Here is a 23786-nt window from a genome sequence, read left to right as displayed (position 1 = left end):
CGCAAGCGCACCGGCCTGGTGATCGGCTCGGTCGCCCTCGCCGTCGCGCTGCTCGGCGGAGGCATCACCTACGCCGCCATGAACCTCGGCGACGACAAGAAGAACGACAAGAACTCCAGCGCCGGGGGGACGGAGAAGTCCGACGACCCCGTCGGAGCGGGCGGCGGCGAGGACCCCACCGCCCATCCGACCGGGGGCGAGATCACCGATCCGCCCGGCCCCGCGCCCTCGGCGTCCATCGGCGGCGCGATCGCCGACGAGTACCTGGGCACCTGGCAGGGCGAGGGCAAGGACTCCGACGGCAACGTCGTCGCGCTCCGGCGGATCACCATCACCCAGGGCATCGAGGGCGAGGACGTCGCCACGACCTTCAACTCCTTCGAGTCCCTGCTGTGCACGGGCGCCGCGAAGCTCGTCTCGTTCGGCAATCTGATGGTCCTGGAGTCCCGGGCGGTCACCAGCATCCCCGAGGACGAGTGCAGCGACGGCGGCGAGCAGACCCTGCGGCTGCGCGACGACGGCTCGCTGACCTGGACCAGCGGCGACGGCGGCGAGACCGCGATCCTCAAGCGGACCGAGCCGTCCGACACCCCGATCCCCGCCGAGTTCCTCGGCACCTGGAAGCGGGAGGGCATGGAGAACGGCACGTCCCTGACCCTGACCCTGGAGCAGGGGGCGTACGGCGAGGTGGTCGCCAAGTGGACCGGCGACGGCCCGGCCTACCACTGCGAGTGGGAGGGCGCCCTCGCGGACGCCAACAGCACCTCGGTGCGCCTCGGGCCGGCGATCGTCACGGTCGCCGAGCCGGAGGACCAGTGCGAGAAGGGCGTGACGAAGACGATCCGGCTGAAGAGCACGGACGAGGCCGTCATCGGTGAGGTCGGCAACGACGACCCGCCGCCCTCGTTCCGCCGCGCGGACTGAGCCGTCGGGCCCACGGCGAGCGGGGCGCTCCGTCCTCGGACGGAGCGCCCCGCTGCGGTTCGACGCCGCGGGTCCGGGCCCCCTCGGGGACCCGGACCCCGGGATCCACGGACCTACAGGAACGAGTTGATCTCGATCGTCTCGGTCCGGCCCGGGCCGACGCCGATCGCCGAGATCGGCGCGCCGGACATCTCCTCCAGGGCCTTCACGTAGGCCTGCGCGTTCTTCGGCAGGTCGGCGAAGGTCTTGGCCTTGGTGATGTCCTCCGACCAGCCCGGCAGCGTCTCGTAGATCGGCTTCGCGTGGTGGAAGTCGGTCTGCGAGTAGGGCAGTTCCTCGACGCGCTTGCCGTCGATCTCGTACGCGACGCACACCGGGATCTCCTCCCAGCCGGTCAGCACGTCCAGCTTGGTGAGGAAGAAGTCGGTCAGGCCGTTGACGCGGGTCGCGTAGCGGGCGATGACCGCGTCGAACCAGCCGCAGCGGCGGTCGCGGCCGGTGGTCACACCGCGCTCGCCGCCGATCCGGCGCAGCGCCTCGCCGTCCTCGTCGAAGAGCTCCGTCGGGAACGGGCCGGCGCCGACGCGGGTCGTGTACGCCTTGAGGATGCCGATGACGCGGCTGATCTTCGTCGGTCCCACACCCGCGCCGGTGCAGGCGCCGCCCGCGGTCGGGTTGCTGGACGTCACGAAGGGGTACGTGCCGTGGTCGACGTCGAGGAGCGTGCCCTGGCCGCCCTCGAAGAGGACGACCTTGCCCGCGTCGATGGCGTCGTTGAGGATCAGCGTGGTGTCCGCGACGTACGGCTTGATCCGGTCCGCGTACTGGAGCATCTCCTCGACGATCTTCGCCGGCTCGATCGCACGCCGGTTGAAGACCTTCGCGAGCAGCTGGTTCTTCTGCTCCAGGGCCGCCTCGACCTTCTGCTCCAGGATGGACTCGTCGTAGAGGTCCTGGACGCGGATACCGGTGCGGTTGATCTTGTCGGCGTAGGTCGGGCCGATGCCGCGGCCGGTGGTGCCGATCTTGCGCTTCCCGAGGAACCGTTCCGTCACCTTGTCGACGGTGACGTTGTACGGGGTGATCAGATGCGCGTTTCCGCTGAGCAGCAGCTTGGACGTGTCGACGCCGCGGTCGTTCAGCCCGCTCAGCTCGGAGAGCAGGACCGCGGGGTCCACGACAACGCCGTTGCCGATGACCGGAGTACATCCGGGCGAGAGGATTCCGGAAGGGAGGAGATGCAGCGCATACTTCTGGTCACCGACGACCACCGTGTGGCCCGCGTTGTTGCCACCCTGATAGCGCACCACATAGTCCACGGATCCACCGAGGAGGTCGGTGGCCTTTCCCTTGCCCTCGTCACCCCACTGAGCACCGAGCAGCACAAGTGCGGGCACAGGCGTACACCCCTTCCGGGCGGGGCAAGACCAAGGTCAGGGGGCCTGAGCCGTGCCTGATTCTTCGGACCGGTTGCCCCGGAATAGACGAAGCCCCTGGCGCAATAGCGCAAGGGGCTCTTGCACAAAGATGCTACCCGAGGAAGGACCGAGGTGTCGGATCACGACCAGCTGCTGGTGGTCATCGACCCGGTCGCCCGCCGAATGGACGGCGAGTCCGTGCGTATCGCGAAGGATGTGCTGTGCGGCGGGTCGGAGGCGAAAATCTGTCTCCCCGACGGTCCGGAAGAATTTGCCCGGGCACTCGCCCGCAGGGGGTCGAGGCGGCCGGTGGTCGTCGGTGACGACCGCGCGCTGCTGCGTGCGGTGGCCCTCCTGCACCGCGACCGGTGGCTCGGCGACGGCGCCCTGTCGCTGGTCCCCGTGGGCGCCACGGTGCAGCTCGCGCTCTCCCTCGGGGTGCCCGCCGGCGCCGTCGCGGCGGCCCGCGCGGTGCTCGACGGGGCCGTACGGCGGCTCGACCTGCTGGTCGACGAGTCCGACGGCGTCGTCCTGGACGGCCTGACGATCCCCGCGCTGCGCTCGGCCGCCCGCGCGGAGGCGTCGGTCTGGAACGCCGCACGGTCCCTCGTGCGCACCCTGGTCGGCCCCGCTCCGCCCGCCTCGGCGCCCCGCCACCACCGTCTGCGCGTGGAGGCGGACGGCGTGGTGCTCGCGGACCTGGACGATCCGGTGGAGGCCGTGACGGTCCGCGCGGGCCCCGACGGCCGCGCGGAGGTCGTCGTGCGGCGCCACGCCGTCCCCGCCCCGCTCCGCGCCGACGCCCTCTCCGTCACCGTCTCGGGCCCCGACTTCCGCTACCGCGCCGACACCCATGTCACCGGCCCGGTCCGCACCCGCACCTGGACCGTCCGTCCCGGGGCCTGGGGGCTGACCCTGCCGGCTGCGTAGACGGGCCGGCGGGCCGGGTCAGCCGTCCGACCGGGCAGCCTTGCCGGCGGTCCGTCATGGCGTGCGGCCCCTGCCGGACGATCGAGGCAGACGCGCACACCCGGGTCGCGGCGGGCGGCACCGGGAACCACGGCGCGACACCGGACGTCGTGATCAACGTGGACCGTACCTCCCGCACCGGCTGCCTCGGCCTCGCGGTCGCCGCGCTCGGCGCCTGCGTCGCGGTGCTCAGCTGGGCACCGCTCGCCCGCGTCAGCATCGACGGCGGATTCGAGCAGCAGCACCGGGACCTGAGCGTGCTCTGGATCGACCTGCCGCTCGTCGCGCTCGGCGGCGCCCTGGTGCCGCTCGCCGCCTGGCTGATCGTGGTCCGCACCGTGGGGCGGGCCGTGCCCGCGCTGGTGGCCGCCGCGGCGGCCGGCGCCCTGGCCGTATGGGGCCTGACCAGCTGGTGGGAGCCGTACCAGCGCCCCGAGTTCCCCTACGTCGACACCGGGCTCGCCCGGACGGCCCCGGGGGCCTGAGCCCCGCTCACACCTCGACGAGCAGCTCCTTCAGCCCCCGGATCACGAAGCCCGGCTTCCACTCCGGCTCGCGGACGAGACGCAGCCCCGGCGCCCTGCGCAGCAGCTCCCCGAACGACGCGGAGAGTTCCAGACGGGCCAGGGGCGCGCCCAGGCAGTAGTGGATGCCCGCCCCGAAGGTGATGTGCGGGTTGTCGGAACGCGAAAGGTCCAGCGCGTCGGGCCGGTCGAAGCGGGCCCCGTCCCGGTTGGCCGAGCCGAAGAGCAGGGCCAGTTCGCTGCCGCGCGGCACGACGGTGCCGTCGATCTCGATGTCGTCGAGGACCCAGCGCTCGAAGAGCTGGAGCGGGGTGTCGTACCGCATCAGCTCCTCCAGGGCCGTCGGCAGCAGCGACGGGTCCGCACGGAGCGCGGCCAGCTGGTCCGGGTGGCGGAAGAGCGTCCACCAGCCGTTCGCGGTGGTGTTCACCGTCGCCTCGTGGCCGGCGTTCAGCAGGAGGACGCAGGTGGAGATCATCTCCTGTTCGCTGAGCCGGTCCTCCTCCTCGTGGGCGAGGATCAGCGCCGAGACCAGGTCGTCCCCCGGCGCCGTGCGCCGCTCGGCGATCAGCTCCCGCAGATACGCGCTGAACTCCAGCGACGCCCGGACGGCACGCCGCGCGGTCTCCTCGGAGGGGTTGAGCTCGAACATCCCGCAGATGTCCGCGGACCAGGGCCGCAGCAGCGGCCGGTCGGCCTCCGGCACGCCGAGCATCTCCGCGATCACGGCGACCGGCAGCGGCTCGGCGACGGCCGCGACCAGATCCCCGCCGCCCGCCTCCACCAGGCCGCCGGCCAGCTCCGCCGCGAGCCGCCGCACCACCGGTTCCAGCCGCTGCACGGTGCGCGGGGTGAACGCCTTGTTCACCAGGCGGCGGATCCGGGTGTGGTCGGGGGCCTCCAGGTCGAGCAGCCCGTGGTCGTTGAGGGTGTGGAACGGCTCGTGCGCCGCCGGCGGAGGCGTCCGCCCGAACTCCTCGTGGGCGAAGCGGTGCAGATACGTCCGGCCCAGCCTGCGGTCCCGCAGCAGCGCCGACACGTCCGCGTGGCCGGGCACGAGGTACTGCCGGGTCGGCTCGTACCGGTGCACCCGCCCCAGGGCCCGCAGCTCGGCGAAGGCCGGGTACGGGTCGGCGGCGAAGTCCGGGTCGTCGGGCCGGAAGAGGCGGAGGGCTGCGTCCATACGGGGACGCTAACCCCGCCCGTGAACGGGACGCCAGCCCCGCCCAGGACGGGGTGACCAGCCCCGCCCAGGACGCGGTGACCAGCCCCGCCCAGGACGCGGTGACCAGCCCCGCCTAGGACGGGGTGACCAGCCTCGCCTCGTACGCGAAGACCGCCGCCTGGGTGCGGTCCCGGAGCCCGAGCTTCACCAGGACCCGGCTCACATGCGTCTTGATGGTGGACTCGGCGACCACGAGGTGGGAGGCGATCTCCGCGTTCGACAGCCCCTGCGCGATCAGCACCAGCACCTCCGTCTCGCGTTCGGTCAGGTCCCCGACCTGCGTCATGGCGGCCGGCCTGGGCGACTCGGAGAGCTTGGAGAACTCGGTGATCAGCCGCCGGGTGACCGTCGGGGCCAGCAGCGCCTCGCCCGCCGCGACGACCCGCACGCCCTCGGCGAGCTGCCGCGCCGACGCGTCCTTCAGCAGGAAGCCCGAGGCCCCGGCGCGCAGCGCCTGGTACACGTACTCGTCCAGGTCGAACGTGGTGAGCACCAGCACCTTCGCTCCGGAGTCGGCGGCGACGATCTCGCGGGTGGCGTCGATGCCGTTCAGCTCCGGCATGCGGATGTCCATCAGGACGACGTCGGGTGCCAGCTCGGCGACCCGGGAGACGGCCTCGCGGCCGTTCACGGCCTCGCCGACCACCTCGATGTCGGGCATCGCGTTCAGCAGCACGGAGAAGCCCTCGCGCACCATGGCCTGGTCGTCGACGATGAGGACGCGGATCGTCATGAGGTCTCCTCGGAGACGGAGGCCGGGGCGACGGGGATGAAGGCGGTCACCTCGTAGCCTCCCTCGGCGGTCGGTTCGGCGGTCATCACGCCGTTCAGCATCGTCACCCGCTCGCGCATGCCGGTGATGCCGTGGCCGGCGCCGGGCGACGGCTGCACGGGCCCGCGCGGCGGGGTGTTCACCACCCGCAGCCCGATGCCGCCGAGCACATACGAGACCTCGACCCGTGCCGTCGAGCCGGGGGCGTGGCGCAGCGCGTTGCTCAGCGCCTCCTGGATGATCCGGTAGGCCGACAGCTCCACGCCCTGGGGCAGCTCGCGCACCGCGCCGGTGACCGCCTTCTCGGTGTCCAGGCCCGCGTCGCGGACGTTGGCGAGCAGGTTGTCGAGGTCGGTGAGCATCGGCTGCGGCGCGTCCGGGGCCTGGTAGTCCTCGGCGCGCACCACGCCGAGGATGCGGCGCAGCTCGGTGAGCGCGGCGACCGCGTTCTCGCGGATCGTGGCGAACGCCTTCTCCAGCTCCTCCGGCGGGTTCTCCACCCGGTAGGGCGCGGCCTCGGCCTGGATCGCGACGACCGACATGTGGTGGGCGACGACGTCGTGCAGCTCGCGGGCGATGGTGGTGCGCTCCTCCAGCAGGGTGCGGCGTCCGCGCTCGGTCTCGGTGACCGTCTGCTGGGCCTCGACCTCCTGCCGGGCGTCCCGGCGGATGAGGATCATGCCGACGATCAGCAGCGCGACGGCCGAGAGGAAGAGCATCGCGGGCGCGTTGGTGCCGTATCCGCGGGTGAGGAAGGTGCTGGTGAACATCGAGTACGCGGCCGTCAGGCCCCACATCCAGGCCGCCGTGCGGGGCCGGGTGCGCAGGGCGACGACGGTCATGACCGTGAGGTGGGCCAGGAATCCCCCCGGTGACCAGGGCCACTCGCCCCAGGCCCCGCCCAGCACGGCGACGAAGGGCGTGCTGAGGAGCGAGATCCAGAAGGCGCCGACCGGCCTGATCAGGGTCATGGCGACGGTGCCCGCGGGAACGAGGCCGAGCAGCAGCGCGTCGAAGTCGCCGCCGTCCGAGGCGGACGCGAGAAACAGCGCGCAGAAGGCGAAGAACAGCACCGTGGCGTGCGGCAGCCACACCGCACGGCGGCGTATCCGCTCACCGGGCAGCCGCCGCACCAGCCCGCTGTCGGCGCCGAGCGGCGGCAGCGGGCGGTACGCGAACGCGTCGTGGAACAGGTCCTGGCGGAGGCCGCTGAGCGCGCCCTGGGCCAGGCGGTACTCGGGGCTGCGAGTCTTCTCGGTCACGTATCGAAGGTAAGCGGCCCCACCGGCGGGGTCGTCACCTTCGGTGCGGATCCTTGGGCATCCGCCTTGAGTACTACCAGGTGGGGCGGGGTGGGGGTGCGACGGCCGCTCCCCGGCGCCGGGCGGGCGCCGGGGACGCCCGGTACCGGCCCGCGCGGGACGCCGCCGGGCGTCCCGCCCGTTCCTACCAGGCGAGCTGGGCGATCTCCTCGGCGACGACGGCGCAGGCGTCGGCGGCCGGGTCGATCAGCGGGAAGTGGCCGACCTCCTCCAGCAGCGTCAGCCCGACGGTCTCGCCCGCCCGGGCCGCGGCGTCGACGAACGCCTCGCCGACCGTCTGCGGCACGACGATGTCACAGCGTCCCTGCACGACGACGGTGGCGATCCCGGTCGGCAGCAGGGCGGCCGGATCGGTGTGCGCGGCCCGCTCCTCGTACGCGTCGGCGGCGCCCAGCAGCTGGCCGACCGCGCCGCCGCACACGCCGAGCCCGACGGCGGTGCCGAAGTCCGCGATCGGGGCGAGGGCGACGACACCGCGCAGCGCGGGGGCCGCCGGCAGCCGCCACGGGGAGCCGGCGGGCAGCACATGGCGGGCCGCAGCCCAGAGGGCGAGCTGTCCGCCGGCGGAGTGGCCGGTGACGACCGTCCGGCGGGGGTCCGCCTGCGGGAGGGCCTTCGCCGCCAGCTCGGGCAGCGCGTCCATCGCCGCCGCGACGTCGTCGAAGGTGTCGGGCCACCGCCCGGCAACCGGGCCGGTCCCGCGCTGGTTCGGGATCTCCCGTCCGCGCCGGTACTCGACGTTCGCGACGGCGAGCCCCCGGCGGGCGAGGAAGTCGGCGAACGGGGTCACGTGCCGCCGGTCGTACGGCGCCCGCCAGGCGCCGCCGTGCAGCACCACGACGAGCGGCGCGCTCGCCCGGCCGCCGTGGGGGGCGTAGAAGTCGACGAGCTGATCGGGATGGTCGCCGTAGGACAGCGTGACGTCCGGTTCGACGGCAGGGTGCGAGAACGCCGACTCTTCCTCGGCGGCGTCCCGGGCGACGGGGTCCGGCATGTGGTGCTCCAACAGTCCCGCAAGGCCGATGTGTTCGCTGTGATCAGCGCGGACGCTATCACTCGCACGTGCGGGGCGGGGCGGCGTCGGTCCGTCCGCTGCTCGACGACGAACGCCCCCCTTCCCGGGGCCGTGGTGATCAGACCTTCCTCACGGAGTGCGGCCGTGGCCTTCCGCGCCGCCATACGCGCGACGCCGTACTCCTGTTCCAGCCGCACCTCGGGGACGAGAGGGCGCGGCGGGTGCGCGCCGCTCGCGATCCGCTCCCGGATGCCGTCGGCGGTCTGCGCCCGCTTCGGACGGGTCCGAGCTGCTCGGGGACGGCCCGGAGGAGGGCCGGACGCGGCCGTGACGGGGCCCGTCCGGGGGGCGCCCCCCCCGGACGGGCGGTCCTCAGCCCTCCAGCACCTCGCCCAGCACCCGTGCCGCCCGCTCCGCGTCCGCGAAACCGACGTACAGCGGAGTGAAGCCGAAGCGCAGCACATCGGGGCGGCGCAGATCGCCGATGACGCCCCGGGCGATGAGCTCGTCCATCACCCGCGGCGCGTCCGCGCAGCGCAGGGCGACCTGGCTGCCGCGTTCCGCGTGGGCGGCCGGTGTCAGCGAGGTGACCGCGCCGTCGGGGACGTACGCGGCGACGCACTCCAGGAAGAAGTCCGTCAGGGCGAGGCTCTTGGCACGGACGGTCTCGATCGCGACGCCGTCCCACACGTCGAGCGCCGCCTCCAGCGCCAGCATCGACAGGATGTCGGGCGTGCCCACCCGGCCGCGCACCGCGCCGTCGGCCGCCGCGTACGCGGGGCTCATGGCGAACGGGTCCTCGTGCGAGGTCCAGCCGGGCAGCGGCGAGTCGAACGCGGCCTGGTGGCGGTGTGCCACGTACAGGTAGGCGGGCGAACCGGGGCCGCCGTTGAGGTACTTGTACGTGCAGCCGACCGCGAGGTCCACGCCGTGGGCGTCCAGCCCGACGGGCAGGGCGCCCGCGCTGTGGCAGAGGTCCCAGACGGCGACCGCGCCGGCGTCGTGGACGGCCGCCGTGAGGGCGGGCAGGTCGTGCAGCCGCCCGGAGCGGTAGTCGACGTGGTTGAGCAGGACGGCGGCGGTCGCCGGACCGAGCGCGCCGGCCAGCTCCCCGGGGGCGACGGGCACGATCCGGCGCCCCGTCATCCGGGCCGCGGACTCGGCGATGTAGCCGTCCGTGGGGAACGTGGTGGCGTCCACCAGCACGTCCGTGCGCGCCGGGTCGCCGGACAGCCGGACCGCGCCCACGACCGCCTTGAAGACGTTGACGCTGGTGGAGTCGCCGACCACGATCTGGCCCGGCGCCGCGCCGACCAGCGGCGCGATGCGGTCGCCGATCCGCTCGGGCGCGCTCCACCAGTCGCCCTCGGTCCAGGAGCGGATCCGCAGCTGCCCCCACTGCCGGGTGACCACGTCCGCGATCCGGTCGGGCACGTGCGCGGGCAGCGCGCCCAGCGAGTTGCCGTCCAGGTAGACGGCGTCGTCCAGCGCGAACAGCTTGCGCGCACCGGCCAGTTCGTCTGCGGCGTCCAGTGCCGCGGCCCTGCGGGCCAGGGACTCAGACATGGCTGCGCGCCGTCCACAGCTCGGGGAAGACGTTCTTGCGGGCGCGCTTCTCCAGCCAGGAGACGCCCGCGGAGCCACCCGTGCCGACCTTGGAGCCCATCGCGCGCCGGGTCGCCACCAGATGGTCGTTGCGCCATCGCCAGACGAGTTCGCCGACGTCGGTGAGCGCCTCCGCGAGCCGCATCAGCTCGGTGTCCTGCTCCTCGGCCCCGTACAGCTCGGCCCAGACGCGCTCGATCTGCTCGGAGGGCTCGTACTTCTGCGAGAGGTCCCGCTCCAGCACCTCGGCCGGGACGGCGTACCCGCGCCGGGCGAGCAGTCGCAGCACCTCGTCGTAGAGGCTCGGCTCGTGAAGGGCCTTCTCCAGCTCCGCGTGCACCCGGGGGGCCCCGCGGTGCGGCACCAGCATCGACGCCGACTTCTCCCCGAGCAGGAACTCCATGCGCCGGTACATCGCCGACTGGAAGCCGCTGCCCTCGCCGAGGGCGCTGCGGTAGGAGTTGAACTGGGCGGGGGTGAGGTTGGCGAGCGGCCGCCAGGAGGCGTTCAGCGCCTCCAGCTCCCGCACGGACCGCTTGAGCGCGTCCATGGCGACCGGGATGTCGTCCTGGCGCAGCGCGTGTGCCGCGGTCTCCCATTCGTGCACGACGACGGTGAACCACAGCTCCATCACCTGGGTCGTGACCAGGAAGACCATCTCGCCGGGGTCGTCCGAGAGGGGATGCTGCAAATGGGTGAGGACGTCCGCCTGGACGTAGTCCTCGTAGGGAGTGGTGCCCGCGAAATCCAGATTCGGGGCGGCGTCATGTGACATCGCTGTCTCCTCGACGGTCCGGGTAGCGGTCCGCCCCTTCCTGATCCGGTGTGGGCCCCGGTCCCCACTCGCATCATAGGACGATGTTCACGCGGGCGGCCCCGTGAGATAGGTCCCGTCCTCCGCATAGGGCCAGGCGTTGGAACGGCAGCCGTCCAGGCCCTTGATCTGCTGCATCATCACCGGCGCGGGCCTGCCCGGCCCCGGGCAGCCCAGGTGCCGTCGGATGCCGATCTCGTGGCCGACCTCGTGGTTGATGATCAGGTGCCGGTACTCGGCGGGGGTGCCGGCGAAGGTGGGCGAGCCCAGCAGCCAGCGGCGCAGGTTGACCACGACGCCGTCGGTGGTCTCGCAGTTCAGCTCGCCCCCGGTGTCGAGCCCCTGGGCGCGGCAGAGCCGGTCGGCGGTGTCCGGGGTGGCGATCCGGATGACGAAGTCGGCGCCGGACGTGACCAGCTGGAACCGGCCGCGCCCGTTCGCCGCCCAGCCGCGCGGGTGGGCGAGGATCTCCTGGATCTCGGCGGCCGCCTGCCCCGCGGAGACGTCGATGCCGTTCTCGACCTCCACCCGGTAGCGACGCAGCGCCCCGGCGCCCGACGGCTTCCCCGCGGCCCCGGCGGCCGTGAACGTCCCCGGCCCCGACACCGGCACCCGTGGGGGCCGGACGGCCTCGGGGGACACCGTCGGGGACGGCTTCGCGGAGGGCTTCGGCGACGGGGAGGCGGCGGACCGCGGCGACGGCGGGCGGGAGGACGGCGGCTCGGGGGCGGGTTCGCCCCCGGGGGAGATCAGCGGTGCGGCCGTCACCTCGGGACGGGGGCCGGCCGCGCCGGTGACGGGAGCGGCGGAGTGCCAGTGCGCGAGGGCGGCGCCGCCCGCGGTGGACAGGACGCCGACGAGGACTCCCAGCACCAGGAACCCGCGCAGCGGACGGCGTGGTGACGGGCGCTTGCGGGTGCCGGGGCGGGAGGCCGCAGAGCCTTCGGCGGACCGGTTGGGGCCGGCGTCGCGGCGCCCTCGGCCCGCGGACGTGGCGGCACGCTTGCCCACGACAGATGTCTCCCCCCGGACACCGGTGTCCAGCGGGACGGACGGTCCGGCGCCGCGAAACGGCGCACGACGCCGCACGGACCGGCTGCACACAGGCATGTCGACTACCTGTGCGATCGTACCCGGACGCGGGCCCGCCCCCTCCCGGGTGCGGGCCCGCGCCGGAAGCCGGGGAACGCCCCGGTCAGCCCAGGGTGTCCGCCGCCGTCTCGGACGAGTCGCGCAGGAACTGCGCGCAGCGCTCGTACTCGCCCTGCTCCCCGATGGCCTGCGCGGCCCGGGCGAGGGCGTGCAGGGCGCGCAGGAAGCCGCGGTTGGGCTCGTGCTCCCACGGCACCGGTCCGTGGCCCTTCCAGCCGCTGCGGCGCAGCGCGTCCAGACCGCGGTGGTAGCCGGTACGGGCGTAGGCGTAGGACTCGACGACGCTGCCCCGCTCGAAGGCGTCGTCGGCGAGCCGGGCCCAGGCCAGGGAACTGGTGGGGTACTTCGCCGCCACATCGGCGGGCGACGTGCCGCCCGCGAGCAGTTCGCGCGGCTCGGGCTCGTCGGGCAGGTGGGTCGGGGGCGGTCCCCCGAGCAGGTTTTCGTGGATGGACATGGCCCCAGTGTCACAGGTCGGCGGCGTCGCCGTCCGCGCCGGGCGACCGCTCCCGCACCACCGGCGGCTCCAGCGGCGGGGCGCTGACACCGCAGTTGACCCGGCACTCGGGGTGGCAGCGCCGGGCCTCCTCGGCCGGGGTGGGGCGGCGGACCGTCGCCCAGGCGATCAGCGACCCGGCCACCAGCACGCCCGCGCAGAGCGGGATCGCGCTGCGGAACGTGGCGCCGAACTCCTCGGCCGAGCGGTACGCCTCCGGCCCCATGCCCACCAGCAGCGGCAGGGCCGCCACCGCGATCAGGCCGGCCGCGCGGGCGGCCGCGTTGTTGATGCCGCTCGCGATGCCGGCCCGGGCCGTGTCGACCGACGCCAGGACCGTCGCGGTCAGCGGTGCGACCAGGGTGACCATGCCGAGCCCCAGGACCAGCAGGGCGGGCAGGACGTCCACCGGGTACGAGGCGTCCTCGCCGATCCGCAGGGTCAGCAGCATCCCGGCGGCGCACAGCAGCGGGCCGGCGGTCAGCGGGATGCGGGGTCCGATGCGCTCGCCGAGCTCGCCGGACCGCGCCGACAGCAGCAGCATCAGCAGGGTCGTCGGCAGCAGGGCGGTGCCCGCGCCCAGGGCCGAGTAGCCGGCGACGACCTGGAGCTGGAGGGCGATCAGGAAGAAGAAGCCTCCGAAGGCCGCGTAGACGCAGAGCGTGACCAGGTTGACGGCGGTGAACAGCCGGATGCGGAAGAGCGACAGCGGCAGCATCGGATCCGGACGGCGGGCCTCGACCAGCACGAAGGCCGTTCCCACCGCGAGACCGGCGAGGCCCGCCCCCCACGCCCCGTCGATGAGCGCGTAGGTCACCAGGCCCAGCGCCGCGGCCCCGAGCACCGCGCCCAGGACGTCGAAGCGGCCGCTCGCGTCGGGGTCACGGGACTCCGGGACATGGCGCAGCGCGACGATCACGCAGAGCACGGCGAGCGGCACGTTGAGCAGGAACACCCAGCGCCAGCCCGGTCCGTCCACCAGCCAGCCGCCGACGAAGGGCCCGATGGCGGCGCCCACGCCGCCGAGCCCCGACCAGAGACCGACCGCGCGCGCCCGGTCGTCCGGATGGAAGCCGGCCTGGATCAGGGCGAGCGAGCCGGGGGTGAGGAGTGCGCCGCCGATCCCCTGGAGCGCCCGCGCCGCGACCAGCACCTCGCCGGTCGGGGCGACGCCGCAGAGCAGCGAGCCGACGGCGAACCAGACGACGCCGAGCACGAAGATCCGCCGCCGCCCGTAGCGGTCGCCGAGCGCCCCGCCGAGGAGGATCAGCCCGGCGAGGGTGAGCATGTAGGCGTTGACCGTCCACTGGAGGACGGCGAGATCGGCGTCGAGGTCCTCGCCGATGCGGGGCAGCGCCACGTTGACCACGGTCGAGTCGAGCAGCGCCATGCCCGAGCCGAGCACGGTGGTGAGCACGATCCAGCGTCCGGTGGCGGACGACAGCCTGATGTCCGGGCCGCGCTGCCGGTCGTCGTCCATACGCCGATCATCCCCACCGGCGGCCCGGCCCGCCAATCCCACCGGGGCACGGCCCGCCGATCCGCGCCGACTCGGGAGAAGGTCCCCGGGCACACGGGGCACGCCCGACCGCCCGACCGCCGGAGCCCGAAGGCCCCCGGGCACGCGCGACCGCCGGATTCCGGACGAAGGCCCCGGGCGCGCCCGACCGCCGGAGCCCGAAGGCCCCCGGGCACGCGCCGCCCCCGGACGTCGGACCGCGGCCCCTACGCCCCCAGCCGCCGCAGCGCCCGCACCAGCGCGTCCGCGCCGCGTTCCGCCTTGGCGCGCGGGCAGCCGACGTTCAGCCGGACGAATCCCGCGGAGCCGTACGTCGTCCCGGGCATGATCGCGACCTTCTCGCCCTCGATCAGCTCCCGCTGGAGCGCTTCGTCGGTGATCGTGGTGCCGACCCCGAGGGGCCGCAGGTCGATCCAGGCGAGATAGCCGGCCTCCGGCGGACGCCAGCCCAGGCCGGGGAACGCGGCCTCCAGGCGGCGGGCGAGCATGTCCAGGTTGCCCGCGACATGGGCGACGAGCGCGTCGAGCCAGGGCGCGCCCTGGCGGTAGGCGGCGATGTGCGCCGTCAGCGACAGCACGGCGGGCGAGGCGAGCCCTTCGGCGGTCTGCATCCGGCGCAGGAACTCCGCGTGGTCGCCCGGGTCGCCGATGATCCCGTACGAACCGCTCAGCGCGGGGAAGTTGAAGGCCTTGGCCGCGGACGTCACGAGCGCCCAGCGGCCGGATCCGAAGCCGGTCCACGGGAGGTGGCGGCCGGTGTGCACGAAGTCGGCGTGTATCTCGTCGCTGACCACGGCGACGCCGTGGGCCGCCGCGAGCCCGGCGATGCGGCGCAGTTCGCCGGCGGTCCACACATGGCCGGTGGGGTTGTGGGGCGAGCAGAGCACCAGCACCCTGCTGTCCGGGCGGGCGAGCTGCGCCTCCAGGGCGTCCATGTCGCCGACGGGCGCCCCGCGCAGATCCCGGCGCAGGCCGGTGATCGCCTTGGTGAAGCCGTCGTAGGTGGGGGTGTGCACGACGACGCCGTCGCCGGGTCCGGACCACATCCGCAGCAGCTGGGAGAGCTGGTTGAGCACCGACGGCCCGTACACGACCCTGCCGGTGTCGATCCGGGTGCCGTGGCGGGTGGCGAACCAGTCGCGGATCGCCGAGAGGAAGTCCTCCTGGCGCCAGTCGGTGTAGCCGAAGACGCCGTGCCCGACCCGGTCGCGCAGGGCGTCGAGCACCACGGGCGGGGACATGACGTCCATGTCGGAGATGGTGAACGGCAGCAGCCCGTCCACGCCGAAGCGGTCGGCGACGCCGTCCCACTGCACGCACCAGGTGCCGCGGCGGTCGACGACGGCGTCGAAGTCGAAGCCCGCGTGCGCGGCGGCGGCTGCGGGGTGTGTCTCCGAGCCCATGGCAGAAACCTCCCTGGTGACGGCACGGACAGCACGCGGGCCCGGCGCCCCCGAGGGGACGCCGGGCCCGGCGTACTGCGCGTGTTACTTGATCCTGGTGCCGGTGGAGCGCAGGGCGGCACAGGCCTCGGCGACACGGGTCGCCATGCCCGCCTCGGCCAGCTTGCCCCAGGTGCGCGGGTCGTAGGTCTTCTTGGAGCCGACCTCGCCGTCGACCTTCAGGACACCGTCGTAGTTGCGGAAGACGTGGTCCACCACGGGACGCGTGAAGGCGTACTGGGTGTCGGTGTCGAGGTTCATCTTCACGACGCCGTTCTCCAGGGCGGTCGTGATCTCCTCGGCCGTCGACCCCGAGCCGCCGTGGAAGACGAAGTCGAACGGGGAGGTCTTGCCGTACTTCTCGCCCACACCCTGCTGGAGGTCCTTCAGCAGCTCGGGACGGAGGACCACGTTGCCCGGCTTGTAGACGCCGTGGACGTTGCCGAAGGAGGCGGCCAGCAGGTAGCGGCCCTTCTCGCCCAGGCCGAGGGCCTCGGCGGTGCGCAGGGCGTCGTCGACGGTGGTGTAGAGCTCGTCGTTGATCTCGTGCGTGACACCGTCCTCCTCGCCGCCGGTCGGGGTGATCTCGACCTCGAGGATGATCTTCGCCGCGGCGGCCTGCGCGAGGAGCTCCTGGCCGATGGCCAGGTTGTCCGCGAGCGTCTCGGCGGAGCCGTCCCACATGTGGGACTGGAAGAGCGGGTTGCGCCCGGCCTTCACGCGCTCGGCGGAGATGTCGAGCAGCGGGCGGACATAGCCGTCCAGCTTGTCCTTCGGGCAGTGGTCCGTGTGCAGGGCGACGGTGATGTCGTACTTGGCGGCGACGATGTGCGCGAACTCGGCCAGGGCGACGGCGCCCGTGACCATGTCCTTGCTGTGCTGACCACCCAGGAACTCGGCACCGCCGGTGGAGATCTGGATGATGCCGTCGCTCTCGGCCTCGGCGAAGCCACGCAGTGCCGCATGCAGGGTCTGGGACGAAGTCACGTTGATGGCCGGGTAGGCGAACTTGCCTGCCTTCGCCCGGTCGAGCATCTCGTTGTAGACCTCGGGAGTCGCGATGGGCATGTGTCCGCTCCTTGTGATGTGCGGGTATGTGGTGCTGGCCCTGACCTGGGGGCGACGTCATCGTCGCGGCCTATCTTTCCAGACTCCCGCCCGGGGTCCAGCATGCCCGTTGTGCCCGCGCGCGGGAGGGGCGTGCTGTTTCACGTGAAACAGCACGCCCCTCGACATCACCGCAGGTCACGCCATGATCAGGCGAGGCCCAGCTCCTCCAGCGAGTAGGCGTTGACGTACGGCAGGCCCGCCTCGGCGATCTTCGGGGCCGCACCGCGCTCGACGATCACCGCCACGGCCACCACCTCGCCACCGGCCTCGCGGACCGCCTCCACGGCGGTGAGCGGGGAGCCGCCGGTGGTGGAGACGTCCTCCACGACCAGGCAGCGCCGGCCCTTCACGTCCGTGCCCTCGATACGCCGCTGCATGCCGTGCGCCTTGCCCGCCTTGCGGACCACGAAGGCGTCCAGACGCTGCCCGCGGGCGGCGGAGGCGTGCAGCATCGACGTGGCGACCGGGTCGGCGCCCAGGGTCAGACCGCCGACGCAGTCGTAGTCCAGCTCCGCGGTGGCGTCGAGCATGACCTGGCCGACCATCGGGGCGGCCTCGCCGTCGAGCGTGATCCTGCGCAGGTCGATGTACCAGTCGGCCTCGATACCCGAGGAGAGGGTCACCCTGCCGTGCACCACGGCCTTGTCCTTGATCTGCTGGAGCAGCTCAGCACGAACGTCAGTCATGCCCGTCAGCTTAGAGGGCGTCCGACGGGCCGCCGTCGAGCCGCCGCCAGGTCCAGGTCGTCGCGAGCTCCAGCGGGTCGACCAGGGTGACCAGGCGCGGGTGGGTGTTGAGGCCGTCGGGCGGGCCGGACTGGGGCTCCACGCACACCGCCTCGTCCTGCTCGTCGTAGACGACGACCCAGGGAGTGCGGCCGGCGACCGTCAGCTCCAGCTGGTCGGGCCAGGTCAGGGTGACGTCGACGCCCGCGGGCATCCCGAAGCAGTCGTCCCACGGCCCCGGCTCCGGGGCGATGCGCCGTCCGGTCGGGAGGTGGTCGTCGCCGCGTTCCTCCTGCCATTCGGGGGTGAACGCGATCCGCACGTCCTCGCCGCCGATGTTGCGCAGGAACCACGGGTGCCAGCCGGCCTGTGCGGGGAACGACGTCTCGGCCGTCTCGACGCCCAGGGCGATCGTCAGCGCGTCGGCGGTGAGCGCGAAGGTCTGCGTCACCTTCCCCGCGTACGGCCACGGATCCGTGAGGTCGTAGGTGAACGCCGCTTCTGCCGGGCCCGCCGCGGCGGTGCGCCAGGCGGTGTCCCGGCCGGTGCCGTGGATGGCGTGCGGAGGCGCGTTCAGCGGGAGCCGGTGCACGATGTCGCCGTTGCGGAAGCGGCCGTCCCGTGTGCGGCCGCACCAGGGCACCATCGGGAACGAGCCGTACCGCTCACCCTGCCGCAGCAGCTCGGTGCCGCCGACGCGCAGGCTCGCGATACGGCATCCGTTCTCCGGATGCACGGTCAACTCGACGTCTCCGGCGGCGAGCCGGACGCTTTTTTCGCTGCTGGTCACAGGACGACATTAGCCGCGCCCACCGCGGGACCGCGTCGCCGTGCCCGGACACACCGGAGTCCGGACCCCGCCGCGCGGACTCCGGACTCCGGTGCCGTCAATCCTCCGCCCGTGCGGCTCAGTTCCTGCGGCGCAGCGCACGGCCGACGACGACGGCGGAGGCGATGGCGAGCGCGGCCGCCGGCGCGATCCAGCGCAGGGCCGCCCCGGTGCCGCCCGCCGACGGCGCCGGGGCCGGGGCGTAACGGCCGCGCGGGGGCGCGTGGTCGACCTCCTCGGCGCTGCGCCCGATCATGGTGCGCCGCGCGTGGGCGGCCTCCGCCGCCGGTTCGCCGGGCAGTCCGGCGAGTTCGTCCAGTTCCTGGAGGTCCTCGATCGCGGAGAGGTCCTCCTCGTCGGCGTCGGCCGCCGGGCGGTCCGACTCGTCGCCGAAGGCGTCCTCCGCGTCCGGCCCGAGCGACGGGGGCGGCACGGGGACGTCGAACACCGAACCGAGGCCCTGGCTCTCCGTGATGTCCGCGTCGCCCGCCGCCCCGGGGCCGTCGTCCCCGGCCTGGGCCGCGATGTCGTCGACGTGGTCGGCCTGCTCCTGACCGTCCGGCGTGTCGCCGGGCTCCGTTGGTGGCGACGGGGAGACCGCCGTGGACCCGGACGGGGCGGCCTCCGCGGCGCCGCCGCTCTCCGCGGGTGTCCGGGGCTCCTCGAACGCCACCGCCGCGAGCGCCTCGGCGAACCGGTCGAGCAGCCGGTGCGCGGCCGATGTCCGGGCCTCCTCGGTCAGTTCGGCCAGGCGGCCGTCGGCACCGGCGGAGCCGGTGAAGGTGAGCGTCGTCCCTCCGTCGGTGGGCTCGGGGCGGACCGTCAGGCCGACCTTCACGGAGCCGCTGCCGCGGACCTCCGCGCCCTCCGCGTCGACCACGAAGTCCCGGCCCTGCTCCACCACGCGCAGCACACCGCGGTAGGTGATCGTGTGACTGCCCACGCGGACCTTGAGTCTCCCGGCGAGCGGCCCGGCCGCCTCGTCGGCGTCCTGCTGGAGCCCCGGCACGCAGCGGGCGACCCGGGCAGGGTCCCGCAGCGCCTGTCGAAGGGTCTCAGCCGGAACCGGAACGAACGCCTCATGCTCCATGGGAACCGAGCCTACTCAGACCGGCGCGCCGCGTCTGCCTTTCACACGGCACGCACCGGCACGCCCCCCGCACGGCGTCAGCGCGCATACCGCGGACGCACCAGGGTCGACGGCTCCGGCCCGGCCCCCTCGGGGCGGATCCTCTCCGCCGCAGGACCGTACCCGGGCAGCCGCTCGGCGAGGCGGGACCGCAGCCGCGGCACGGCGGGGTCGAGCGCGAGGCCCGGCGCCTGTCCCACCGCGGCCAGCAGGAAGCCGTGGTCCCCGTCGGCGCGGTACGCGGTGGCCGCGAGGCCGGCCGCCCTCAGCGTGGCGGCGACCGTCCAGTAGGCGCGCGGGGCGGCCTCGGCCGGGCCCGCGTGGACGACGAGACGGCCGCCGGGGGCGAGTGCCCGCCGGGCGAGTCCGTAGAACTCCAGCGAGTACAGCTTCCCGCCGGCCGTCCCCGGAGCGGGCAGGTCCGAGACGATCACGTCGTACGCCCCGCGCCGGGCCCCCCGCAGCCAGGTGAAGGCGTCGGCGGTGACGTGCCCCGTCCGCGGGTCCTCGTAGGCCCGGCTGTTGAGTGCGGAGAGCGCCGCGTCCCGGCGGGCGAGGTCCACCAGGCCGGCGTCCAGGTCGACGACCGTCACCGAGCCGACGTCCCCGTAGCCGAGTGCCTCGCGGGCGGCGAGGCCGTCGCCCCCGCCGAGGATCAGCACCCGGCCGTGCGGACCGTTCATGGCGGGGTGGACGAGGGCCTCGTGGTACCGGTGCTCGTCGCTGCCGCGCACCTTGAGCCGCCCGTCGATGAAGAGGTCGGGCGGCCGGGACACCCGGCCGGTGAGAACGACCTCCTGTACCTCGGTGCGCACGGCGACCCGCACCTGGTCCCCGTAGACGGCGCGCCGCGCGGCCTCCTCGAAGTCGCCGACGAGCGCGGTGGCGGCGGCGAGCAGGGCGAGGACCGCCCCGTTCAGCAGCAGCAGCCGGCGTCTGCTGCGCGGGCTCATGTCCCGGCGGAACAGCCAGAGCACCAGCACGCCGCCGGCGACCGCGTTCACCGCGCCGGTCAGCAGGGCGCCGGTGAGCTCGCCGAGCCACGGCAGCAGCAGGAAGGGGAAGGCCAGCCCGCCGACCAGCGCGCCCACGTAGTCGGCGGCGAACAGATCGGCGACCGTACCCTCGGCGTCGCGGCGCGAGACGCGCTGCATCAGCGACATCAGCAGCGGTATCTCCGCGCCGATCAGCACGCCGATGGCCAGCGAGAACGTCACCAGCACCAGATGGGAGCCGCCGCTCCAGGCGAACGCCGCGTACAGCACCATCCCCGAGGCTCCGCCGACCAGGGCCAGAACGGCCTCCAGCACCCCGAAGCCGACCACGGCACGGCAGCGGAGCCGCTTGGCGAGCAGGGAGCCGAGGCCCATGGCGAAGACCATCAGCGACAGCACCACGGAGGCCTGGGTGACGGAGTCGCCGATCAGGTAGGACGCGAGGGCGACGAGCTCGAGTTCGTAGACGAGTCCGCAGGCGGCGCAGACGAAGACGACGGCCAGGATCAGATACCGGGCCGCTTCCGGCCGCACGGGAAGCACTACCACGTCCGTGTGCGGGGAGAGTTGCTGCCGGTCGATCACTTTCGTAACGCTACGTCACGCATGTCCCGGCTTTTGTCACCCACAAGAGCTAACTGCGGTGTTCGGGCGCCGTGGCCAGCGTGCCGACCCTGGTCCGGGTGACCACCAGCCGGCCCTCCTGCGGGTAGGCGTGCCAGGTACGCCACTGCACCTGGCGCTCGCCCCGCTGGGCCAGCATCGCGGTGAACGCGTGCGGATCACCGGGAAAGGTTCCGGCCAGACCGTGGGGGTGGTCGGCGACCAGGGCGAGCAGTTCCTGCGCGCGGCCGGCGAACGACTGCCGCGACAGGGTCTCGACCCGGGCGGCGAATTCGTACTCCCAGTCGCCGAGCCGCTTGGCCACCCCCAGCGGAAGCGGTGTGCTGCTGCCCGGGAGGCAGGCGACCGTCTCGGAACACGACTCCTCCCCCTGGTCGAGAAGGACCTGGTGGGAGGCCCCCAGCAGCCTCAACTGCAACGACGCGCCGGACAGTTCGAGGTCGAGGACGGCCAGCGCGGGCAGCGGTTCGCGGCCGAGCGCCCAGGCGAGATCGTCGGCACGGGTGTCGGTGTAGGCGGTATCGATGGTCGTGAGCATGGGTCGGCTCCGCAGGGCGCGCATCGGCGGGGTGGGCACGTGGACACGGCGCCCCCCGGAACGGAGCGCACGAGGTGAGGGGGGTGGCCGCTCGGGGTCCACTTCAGGTCCGAGAACTGGCCGGAACCAACTGGTTCCAGGATCGAGGGAATCACGAACTGCGCCGTGACCACAGCGGTTTTTACCAACTTGCTGCGGTTTCCATCCCCTCGGGGGCCCAACGGTTCAACTGTTCAATCGAAAAAGGCCGATGGAGCCGCATTCCCCGGCCCACCGGCCCTGCCCATGGCAAAGTCCCCCGTCAACGGGAAGCCGCCCGGCGGGAGTTGTCACCCCCCGCCGGGCAGTTTCACCCGCGGCGGACCAGCTGCCCCGTGTCAGCTGCCTCCGCCACACCCACCCCCGCCGCCGCCGCACGACGAGCTGCTCCCGCACGAGGAGCCGCCGCCGCACGACGAGGAGGAGGAGCCGCCGTCGGCCCACGAGCCGCCCGAGCCGCCCGACCGGCGGCGGTTGCCCCGCCGGCGCGGCGGCGGCGACGCGGCACGGCTGATCGCCACCACGATCGCCACGACGATCCCGATCACCAGTGCGAGGAGAATTCCGAAGACCACCATCACTTCACCGTCCTTGCTCGTCCCCCGAAGCGAGTCCCCCGCGACGCTGCGCGACCGCTTCCGTGTTCTCGTGCCTGTCGATGCACTTCTCACGCGTGTGACAGGGGAATGCCCTCGCGCCGGGAATGCCAAAGCCGACTTGAGCAACTCCAGAGGTTCGGCCCAGGATGACGGTCATGACAGGACGCGAACCGGGATCACGGCCCCTGCTGAACCGCAGACTGGCGCCTTTCGGCACGACGATCTTCGCCGAGATGTCCGCGCTGGCCGCACGGACCGGGGCGATCAATCTCGGCCAGGGCTTCCCCGACACCGACGGCCCCGAGGAGATCAGGGAGGCGGCCGTCCGGGCGCTGCGCGACGGCCGCGGCAACCAGTACCCGCCCGGCCCCGGCGTCCCCGAGCTCCGGGCCGCGATCACCGCCCACCAGCAGCGCCGCTACGGCCTGGCCTACGACCCGGACACCGAGGTCCTGGTCACCGCCGGCGCGACCGAGGCCGTGGCGGCGGCCCTGCTGGCCCTGGTCGAGCCCGGTGACGAGGTGATCGCCCTGGAGCCCTACTACGACTCCTACGCGGCGAACATCGCGATGGCGGGCGGCACGCGGGTGCCGGTGACCCTGCGCCCCCACGAGGGCGCCTTCCGGCTGGACCTCGACGAGCTGCGCGGGGCGGTCACCGGGCGGACCCGGCTGATCCTGCTGAACACGCCGCACAACCCCACCGGCACCGTGCTCTCCCGCGACGAGCTCGCCGCCGTCGCCGAGCTGGCCGTCGAGCGGGACCTGCTGGTGGTCACCGACGAGGTGTACGAGCACCTGGTCTTCGAGGGCGAGCACCTGCCGCTCGCCGGCTTCCCCGGCATGCGGGAGCGCACGGTCACCGTGTCGAGCGCGGGCAAGACGTTCTCGTTCACCGGCTGGAAGGTCGGCTGGCTGACGGCCTCCCCCGAGCTGGTCGCGGCGGTCCGCTCGGTGAAGCAGTTCCTGACCTACGTGTCCGCCGGGCCGTTCCAGTACGCGGTCGCCGAGGCGCTCCGGCTGCCCGACTCCTACTTCGACGCCCTCCGCGCGGACCTGCGCACCAAGCGGGACCTGCTGAGCGAGGGCCTGGCGGCGGCCGGTTTCGCCGTCCACCGGCCGGCCGGTACGTACTTCGTGACGACCGACATCCGCCCGCTCGGCGAGAGCGACGGCTTCGCCTTCTGCCGTGCGCTGCCGGAGCGCTGCGGGGTGGTCGCCATCCCGAACGCCGTGTTCTACGACGACCGCGAGCAGGGCGCCCCCTTCGTGCGGTTCGCCTTCTGCAAGAGGACCGAGGTGCTCCAGGAGGCCGTCGCCCGGCTGGCGCAGCCGGCCCGCTGAGACGCGGACGGCGAGGGGCCGCACCGCACGGGCGGGCGCCGCCGGCCCGTCGAGGCCCGCACGGCGAAGGGCCCGCACCGCTCACGCGGTGCGGGCCCTTCGCGACGGCGGGGGCGGCTCAGGCCTCGTCGGCCGGCTTCTCCTCGGCGGTCGCCAGGCCGAAGCGCTCGGCCAGCCACTTGTCGAACTCGATCGACGCACGGACCCAGCTGACCGTGGAGGACACGAAGTGCTCCAGGCTGACGCCGGTGCCGATCAGCATCTGGGCCTCACCGATGAGGCGCAGCGACGGCTCGGCGCCCTCCTCCTCGTGCTGGTGGGTGTAGACCTTGGGCCACAGGGTGCGGCGGTTCCAGTCGTCGATCGTCTCCAGGATCTCGGCCCGCTTCTCCACCGGGTGGGGGCGGTCGTAGAAGGTCCGCACCGAGAAGACCTGCTGCTCGTTCTCGCCCCGGAACATGAAGTACGTGCGGAATTCCTCCCACGGCGCGGCGAGGTCGCCCTCGTCGTCGACGACGTACTTGAGCTCCATCTGGTCGAGCAGCTGCTTGACCAGATCCTGGTCGGGAACGACGGGGCCCGCCGGTCCTGCGGCCTGGGGCTGGGGCTGGCCCCCGAAATTCGGAATCGAGGACGGATCGATGGTCACCGTGTTTTT

Annotated in this window: 21 protein-coding genes and 2 pseudogenes; 4 read left to right on the top strand and 19 right to left on the bottom strand. The window is 73.3% G+C overall.

The window, feature by feature from the left end:
* A pseudogene (locus EAO77_RS38510) lies at positions 1 to 924 on the top strand (serine/threonine protein kinase); the annotation flags it as partial.
* 113 nt (positions 925 to 1037) lie between these two features.
* Here the strand turns inward: EAO77_RS38510 and EAO77_RS08210 are convergent.
* Positions 1038 to 2321, bottom strand: a complete 1284-nt coding sequence (locus tag EAO77_RS08210; RefSeq protein ID WP_147987379.1) for an adenylosuccinate synthase — start codon at positions 2319 to 2321, stop codon at positions 1038 to 1040.
* A 153-nt stretch (positions 2322 to 2474) separates the two neighbouring features.
* On the opposite strand from EAO77_RS08210, the gene EAO77_RS08205 reads away from it, so the two are divergent.
* Both EAO77_RS08205 and EAO77_RS08200 read left to right on the top strand, forming a co-directional pair.
* Entirely contained in the window at positions 2475 to 3272 is a 798-nt protein-coding gene (locus EAO77_RS08205; protein ID WP_147987378.1) for a diacylglycerol kinase, read from the top strand.
* Positions 3273 to 3421: 149 nt separating this feature from the next.
* On the top strand, positions 3422 to 3796 hold the full coding sequence (locus EAO77_RS08200; RefSeq protein WP_261993840.1) for a hypothetical protein: 375 nt from the start codon (positions 3422 to 3424) through the stop codon (positions 3794 to 3796).
* 7 nt (positions 3797 to 3803) lie between these two features.
* Here EAO77_RS08200 and EAO77_RS08195 read toward each other — a convergent pair whose 3' ends face one another.
* From EAO77_RS08195 to EAO77_RS08110, 17 genes and pseudogenes are all read right to left on the bottom strand, one after another.
* Positions 3804 to 5018, bottom strand: a complete 1215-nt coding sequence (locus tag EAO77_RS08195) for a cytochrome P450 (RefSeq protein WP_147987377.1) — start codon at positions 5016 to 5018, stop codon at positions 3804 to 3806.
* A 115-nt stretch (positions 5019 to 5133) separates the two neighbouring features.
* Complete coding sequence (locus tag EAO77_RS08185; RefSeq protein WP_147987376.1) at positions 5134 to 5793, bottom strand: response regulator; 660 nt, start codon at positions 5791 to 5793, stop codon at positions 5134 to 5136.
* The gene (locus tag EAO77_RS08180) at positions 5790 to 7094 is read right to left on the bottom strand and encodes a sensor histidine kinase (RefSeq protein ID WP_147987375.1); all 1305 of its coding nucleotides are present in this window, start codon (positions 7092 to 7094) and stop codon (positions 5790 to 5792) included. The genes EAO77_RS08185 and EAO77_RS08180 overlap by 4 nt, the downstream gene beginning before the upstream one ends.
* Before the next feature lie 184 nt (positions 7095 to 7278).
* Positions 7279 to 8148 carry an alpha/beta hydrolase gene (locus tag EAO77_RS08175; RefSeq protein WP_147987374.1) on the bottom strand — a complete coding sequence of 290 codons (870 nt, stop codon included), beginning with the start codon at positions 8146 to 8148 and terminating at the stop codon, positions 7279 to 7281.
* A 119-nt stretch (positions 8149 to 8267) separates the two neighbouring features.
* Positions 8268 to 8633, bottom strand: a pseudogene (locus tag EAO77_RS41010) (GntR family transcriptional regulator); the annotation flags it as partial.
* Complete coding sequence (gene kynU / locus EAO77_RS08165; protein ID WP_147987373.1) at positions 8542 to 9735, bottom strand: kynureninase; 1194 nt, start codon at positions 9733 to 9735, stop codon at positions 8542 to 8544. The gene kynU and the pseudogene EAO77_RS41010, both read right to left, overlap by 92 nt.
* Complete coding sequence (kynA, locus tag EAO77_RS08160; protein WP_147987372.1) at positions 9728 to 10549, bottom strand: tryptophan 2,3-dioxygenase; 822 nt, start codon at positions 10547 to 10549, stop codon at positions 9728 to 9730. The genes kynU and kynA overlap by 8 nt, the downstream gene beginning before the upstream one ends.
* An 87-nt stretch (positions 10550 to 10636) precedes the next feature.
* On the bottom strand, positions 10637 to 11599 hold the full coding sequence (locus EAO77_RS08155; RefSeq protein WP_261993839.1) for a DUF3152 domain-containing protein: 963 nt from the start codon (positions 11597 to 11599) through the stop codon (positions 10637 to 10639).
* A 184-nt stretch (positions 11600 to 11783) separates the two neighbouring features.
* Positions 11784 to 12197 carry a DUF3151 domain-containing protein gene (locus EAO77_RS08150; protein WP_147987370.1) on the bottom strand — a complete coding sequence of 138 codons (414 nt, stop codon included), beginning with the start codon at positions 12195 to 12197 and terminating at the stop codon, positions 11784 to 11786.
* Positions 12198 to 12207: 10 nt separating this feature from the next.
* Positions 12208 to 13716, bottom strand: coding sequence for an MFS transporter (locus EAO77_RS08145; RefSeq protein ID WP_147987369.1), 1509 nt, complete (start codon positions 13714 to 13716; stop codon positions 12208 to 12210).
* 245 nt (positions 13717 to 13961) lie between these two features.
* Positions 13962 to 15158 (bottom strand): MalY/PatB family protein, encoded by a 1197-nt coding sequence (locus EAO77_RS08140; RefSeq protein ID WP_147987368.1) that lies wholly within the window; start codon positions 15156 to 15158, stop codon positions 13962 to 13964.
* Between the two features lie 84 nt (positions 15159 to 15242).
* A complete protein-coding gene (gene fbaA, locus EAO77_RS08135) occupies positions 15243 to 16265 on the bottom strand; it encodes a class II fructose-bisphosphate aldolase (protein ID WP_147987367.1) in 1023 nt (340 codons plus the stop codon).
* Between the two features lie 188 nt (positions 16266 to 16453).
* A complete protein-coding gene (gene pyrE, locus EAO77_RS08130; RefSeq protein WP_147987366.1) occupies positions 16454 to 16993 on the bottom strand; it encodes an orotate phosphoribosyltransferase in 540 nt (179 codons plus the stop codon).
* A gap of 10 nt (positions 16994 to 17003) precedes the next feature.
* Entirely contained in the window at positions 17004 to 17822 is an 819-nt protein-coding gene (locus EAO77_RS08125) for an aldose 1-epimerase (RefSeq protein ID WP_147987365.1), read from the bottom strand.
* 118 nt (positions 17823 to 17940) lie between these two features.
* Entirely contained in the window at positions 17941 to 18951 is a 1011-nt protein-coding gene (locus EAO77_RS08120) for an SRPBCC domain-containing protein (protein ID WP_147987364.1), read from the bottom strand.
* Positions 18952 to 19028: 77 nt separating this feature from the next.
* Entirely contained in the window at positions 19029 to 20570 is a 1542-nt protein-coding gene (locus tag EAO77_RS08115) for a polyamine aminopropyltransferase (protein ID WP_147987363.1), read from the bottom strand.
* A gap of 49 nt (positions 20571 to 20619) precedes the next feature.
* A complete protein-coding gene (locus tag EAO77_RS08110) occupies positions 20620 to 21147 on the bottom strand; it encodes a DUF2617 family protein (protein WP_147987362.1) in 528 nt (175 codons plus the stop codon).
* Between the two features lie 793 nt (positions 21148 to 21940).
* Between EAO77_RS08110 and EAO77_RS08100 the strand changes: the two genes are divergently transcribed.
* Complete coding sequence (locus tag EAO77_RS08100) at positions 21941 to 23128, top strand: pyridoxal phosphate-dependent aminotransferase (RefSeq protein ID WP_147987360.1); 1188 nt, start codon at positions 21941 to 21943, stop codon at positions 23126 to 23128.
* 118 nt (positions 23129 to 23246) lie between these two features.
* Here the strand turns inward: EAO77_RS08100 and EAO77_RS08095 are convergent, their stop codons facing one another.
* The gene (locus EAO77_RS08095; protein ID WP_147987359.1) at positions 23247 to 23777 is read right to left on the bottom strand and encodes a YbjN domain-containing protein; all 531 of its coding nucleotides are present in this window, start codon (positions 23775 to 23777) and stop codon (positions 23247 to 23249) included.
* Positions 23778 to 23786: the final 9 nt, after the last annotated feature.

Origin of the sequence: Streptomyces sp. T39, from assembly GCF_008042045.1 — a bacterium.
GTDB lineage: Bacteria > Actinomycetota > Actinomycetes > Streptomycetales > Streptomycetaceae > Streptomyces.
Note: the sequence above shows the minus strand (reverse complement) of the source record. Positions and strands in the feature narration are given on the sequence as shown.

What these genes read in the sequence shown, in the direction of transcription:
- fbaA (WP_147987367.1), bottom strand. Translation starts at nt 16,265, where the DNA reads ATGCCCATCGCGACTCCCGAGGTCTACAACGAGATGCTCGACCGGGCG.
- EAO77_RS08175 (WP_147987374.1), bottom strand. Translation starts at nt 8,148, where the DNA reads ATGCCGGACCCCGTCGCCCGGGACGCCGCCGAGGAAGAGTCGGCGTTC.
- pyrE (WP_147987366.1), bottom strand. Translation starts at nt 16,993, where the DNA reads ATGACTGACGTTCGTGCTGAGCTGCTCCAGCAGATCAAGGACAAGGCC.
- EAO77_RS08185 (WP_147987376.1), bottom strand. Translation starts at nt 5,793, where the DNA reads ATGACGATCCGCGTCCTCATCGTCGACGACCAGGCCATGGTGCGCGAG.
- EAO77_RS08110 (WP_147987362.1), bottom strand. Translation starts at nt 21,147, where the DNA reads ATGCTCACGACCATCGATACCGCCTACACCGACACCCGTGCCGACGAT.
- kynA (WP_147987372.1), bottom strand. Translation starts at nt 10,549, where the DNA reads ATGTCACATGACGCCGCCCCGAATCTGGATTTCGCGGGCACCACTCCC.
- kynU (WP_147987373.1), bottom strand. Translation starts at nt 9,735, where the DNA reads ATGTCTGAGTCCCTGGCCCGCAGGGCCGCGGCACTGGACGCCGCAGAC.
- EAO77_RS08100 (WP_147987360.1), top strand. Translation starts at nt 21,941, where the DNA reads ATGACAGGACGCGAACCGGGATCACGGCCCCTGCTGAACCGCAGACTG.
- EAO77_RS08145 (WP_147987369.1), bottom strand. Translation starts at nt 13,716, where the DNA reads ATGGACGACGACCGGCAGCGCGGCCCGGACATCAGGCTGTCGTCCGCC.
- EAO77_RS08120 (WP_147987364.1), bottom strand. Translation starts at nt 18,951, where the DNA reads ATGGAGCATGAGGCGTTCGTTCCGGTTCCGGCTGAGACCCTTCGACAG.
- EAO77_RS08150 (WP_147987370.1), bottom strand. Translation starts at nt 12,197, where the DNA reads ATGTCCATCCACGAAAACCTGCTCGGGGGACCGCCCCCGACCCACCTG.
- EAO77_RS08140 (WP_147987368.1), bottom strand. Translation starts at nt 15,158, where the DNA reads ATGGGCTCGGAGACACACCCCGCAGCCGCCGCCGCGCACGCGGGCTTC.
- EAO77_RS08195 (WP_147987377.1), bottom strand. Translation starts at nt 5,018, where the DNA reads ATGGACGCAGCCCTCCGCCTCTTCCGGCCCGACGACCCGGACTTCGCC.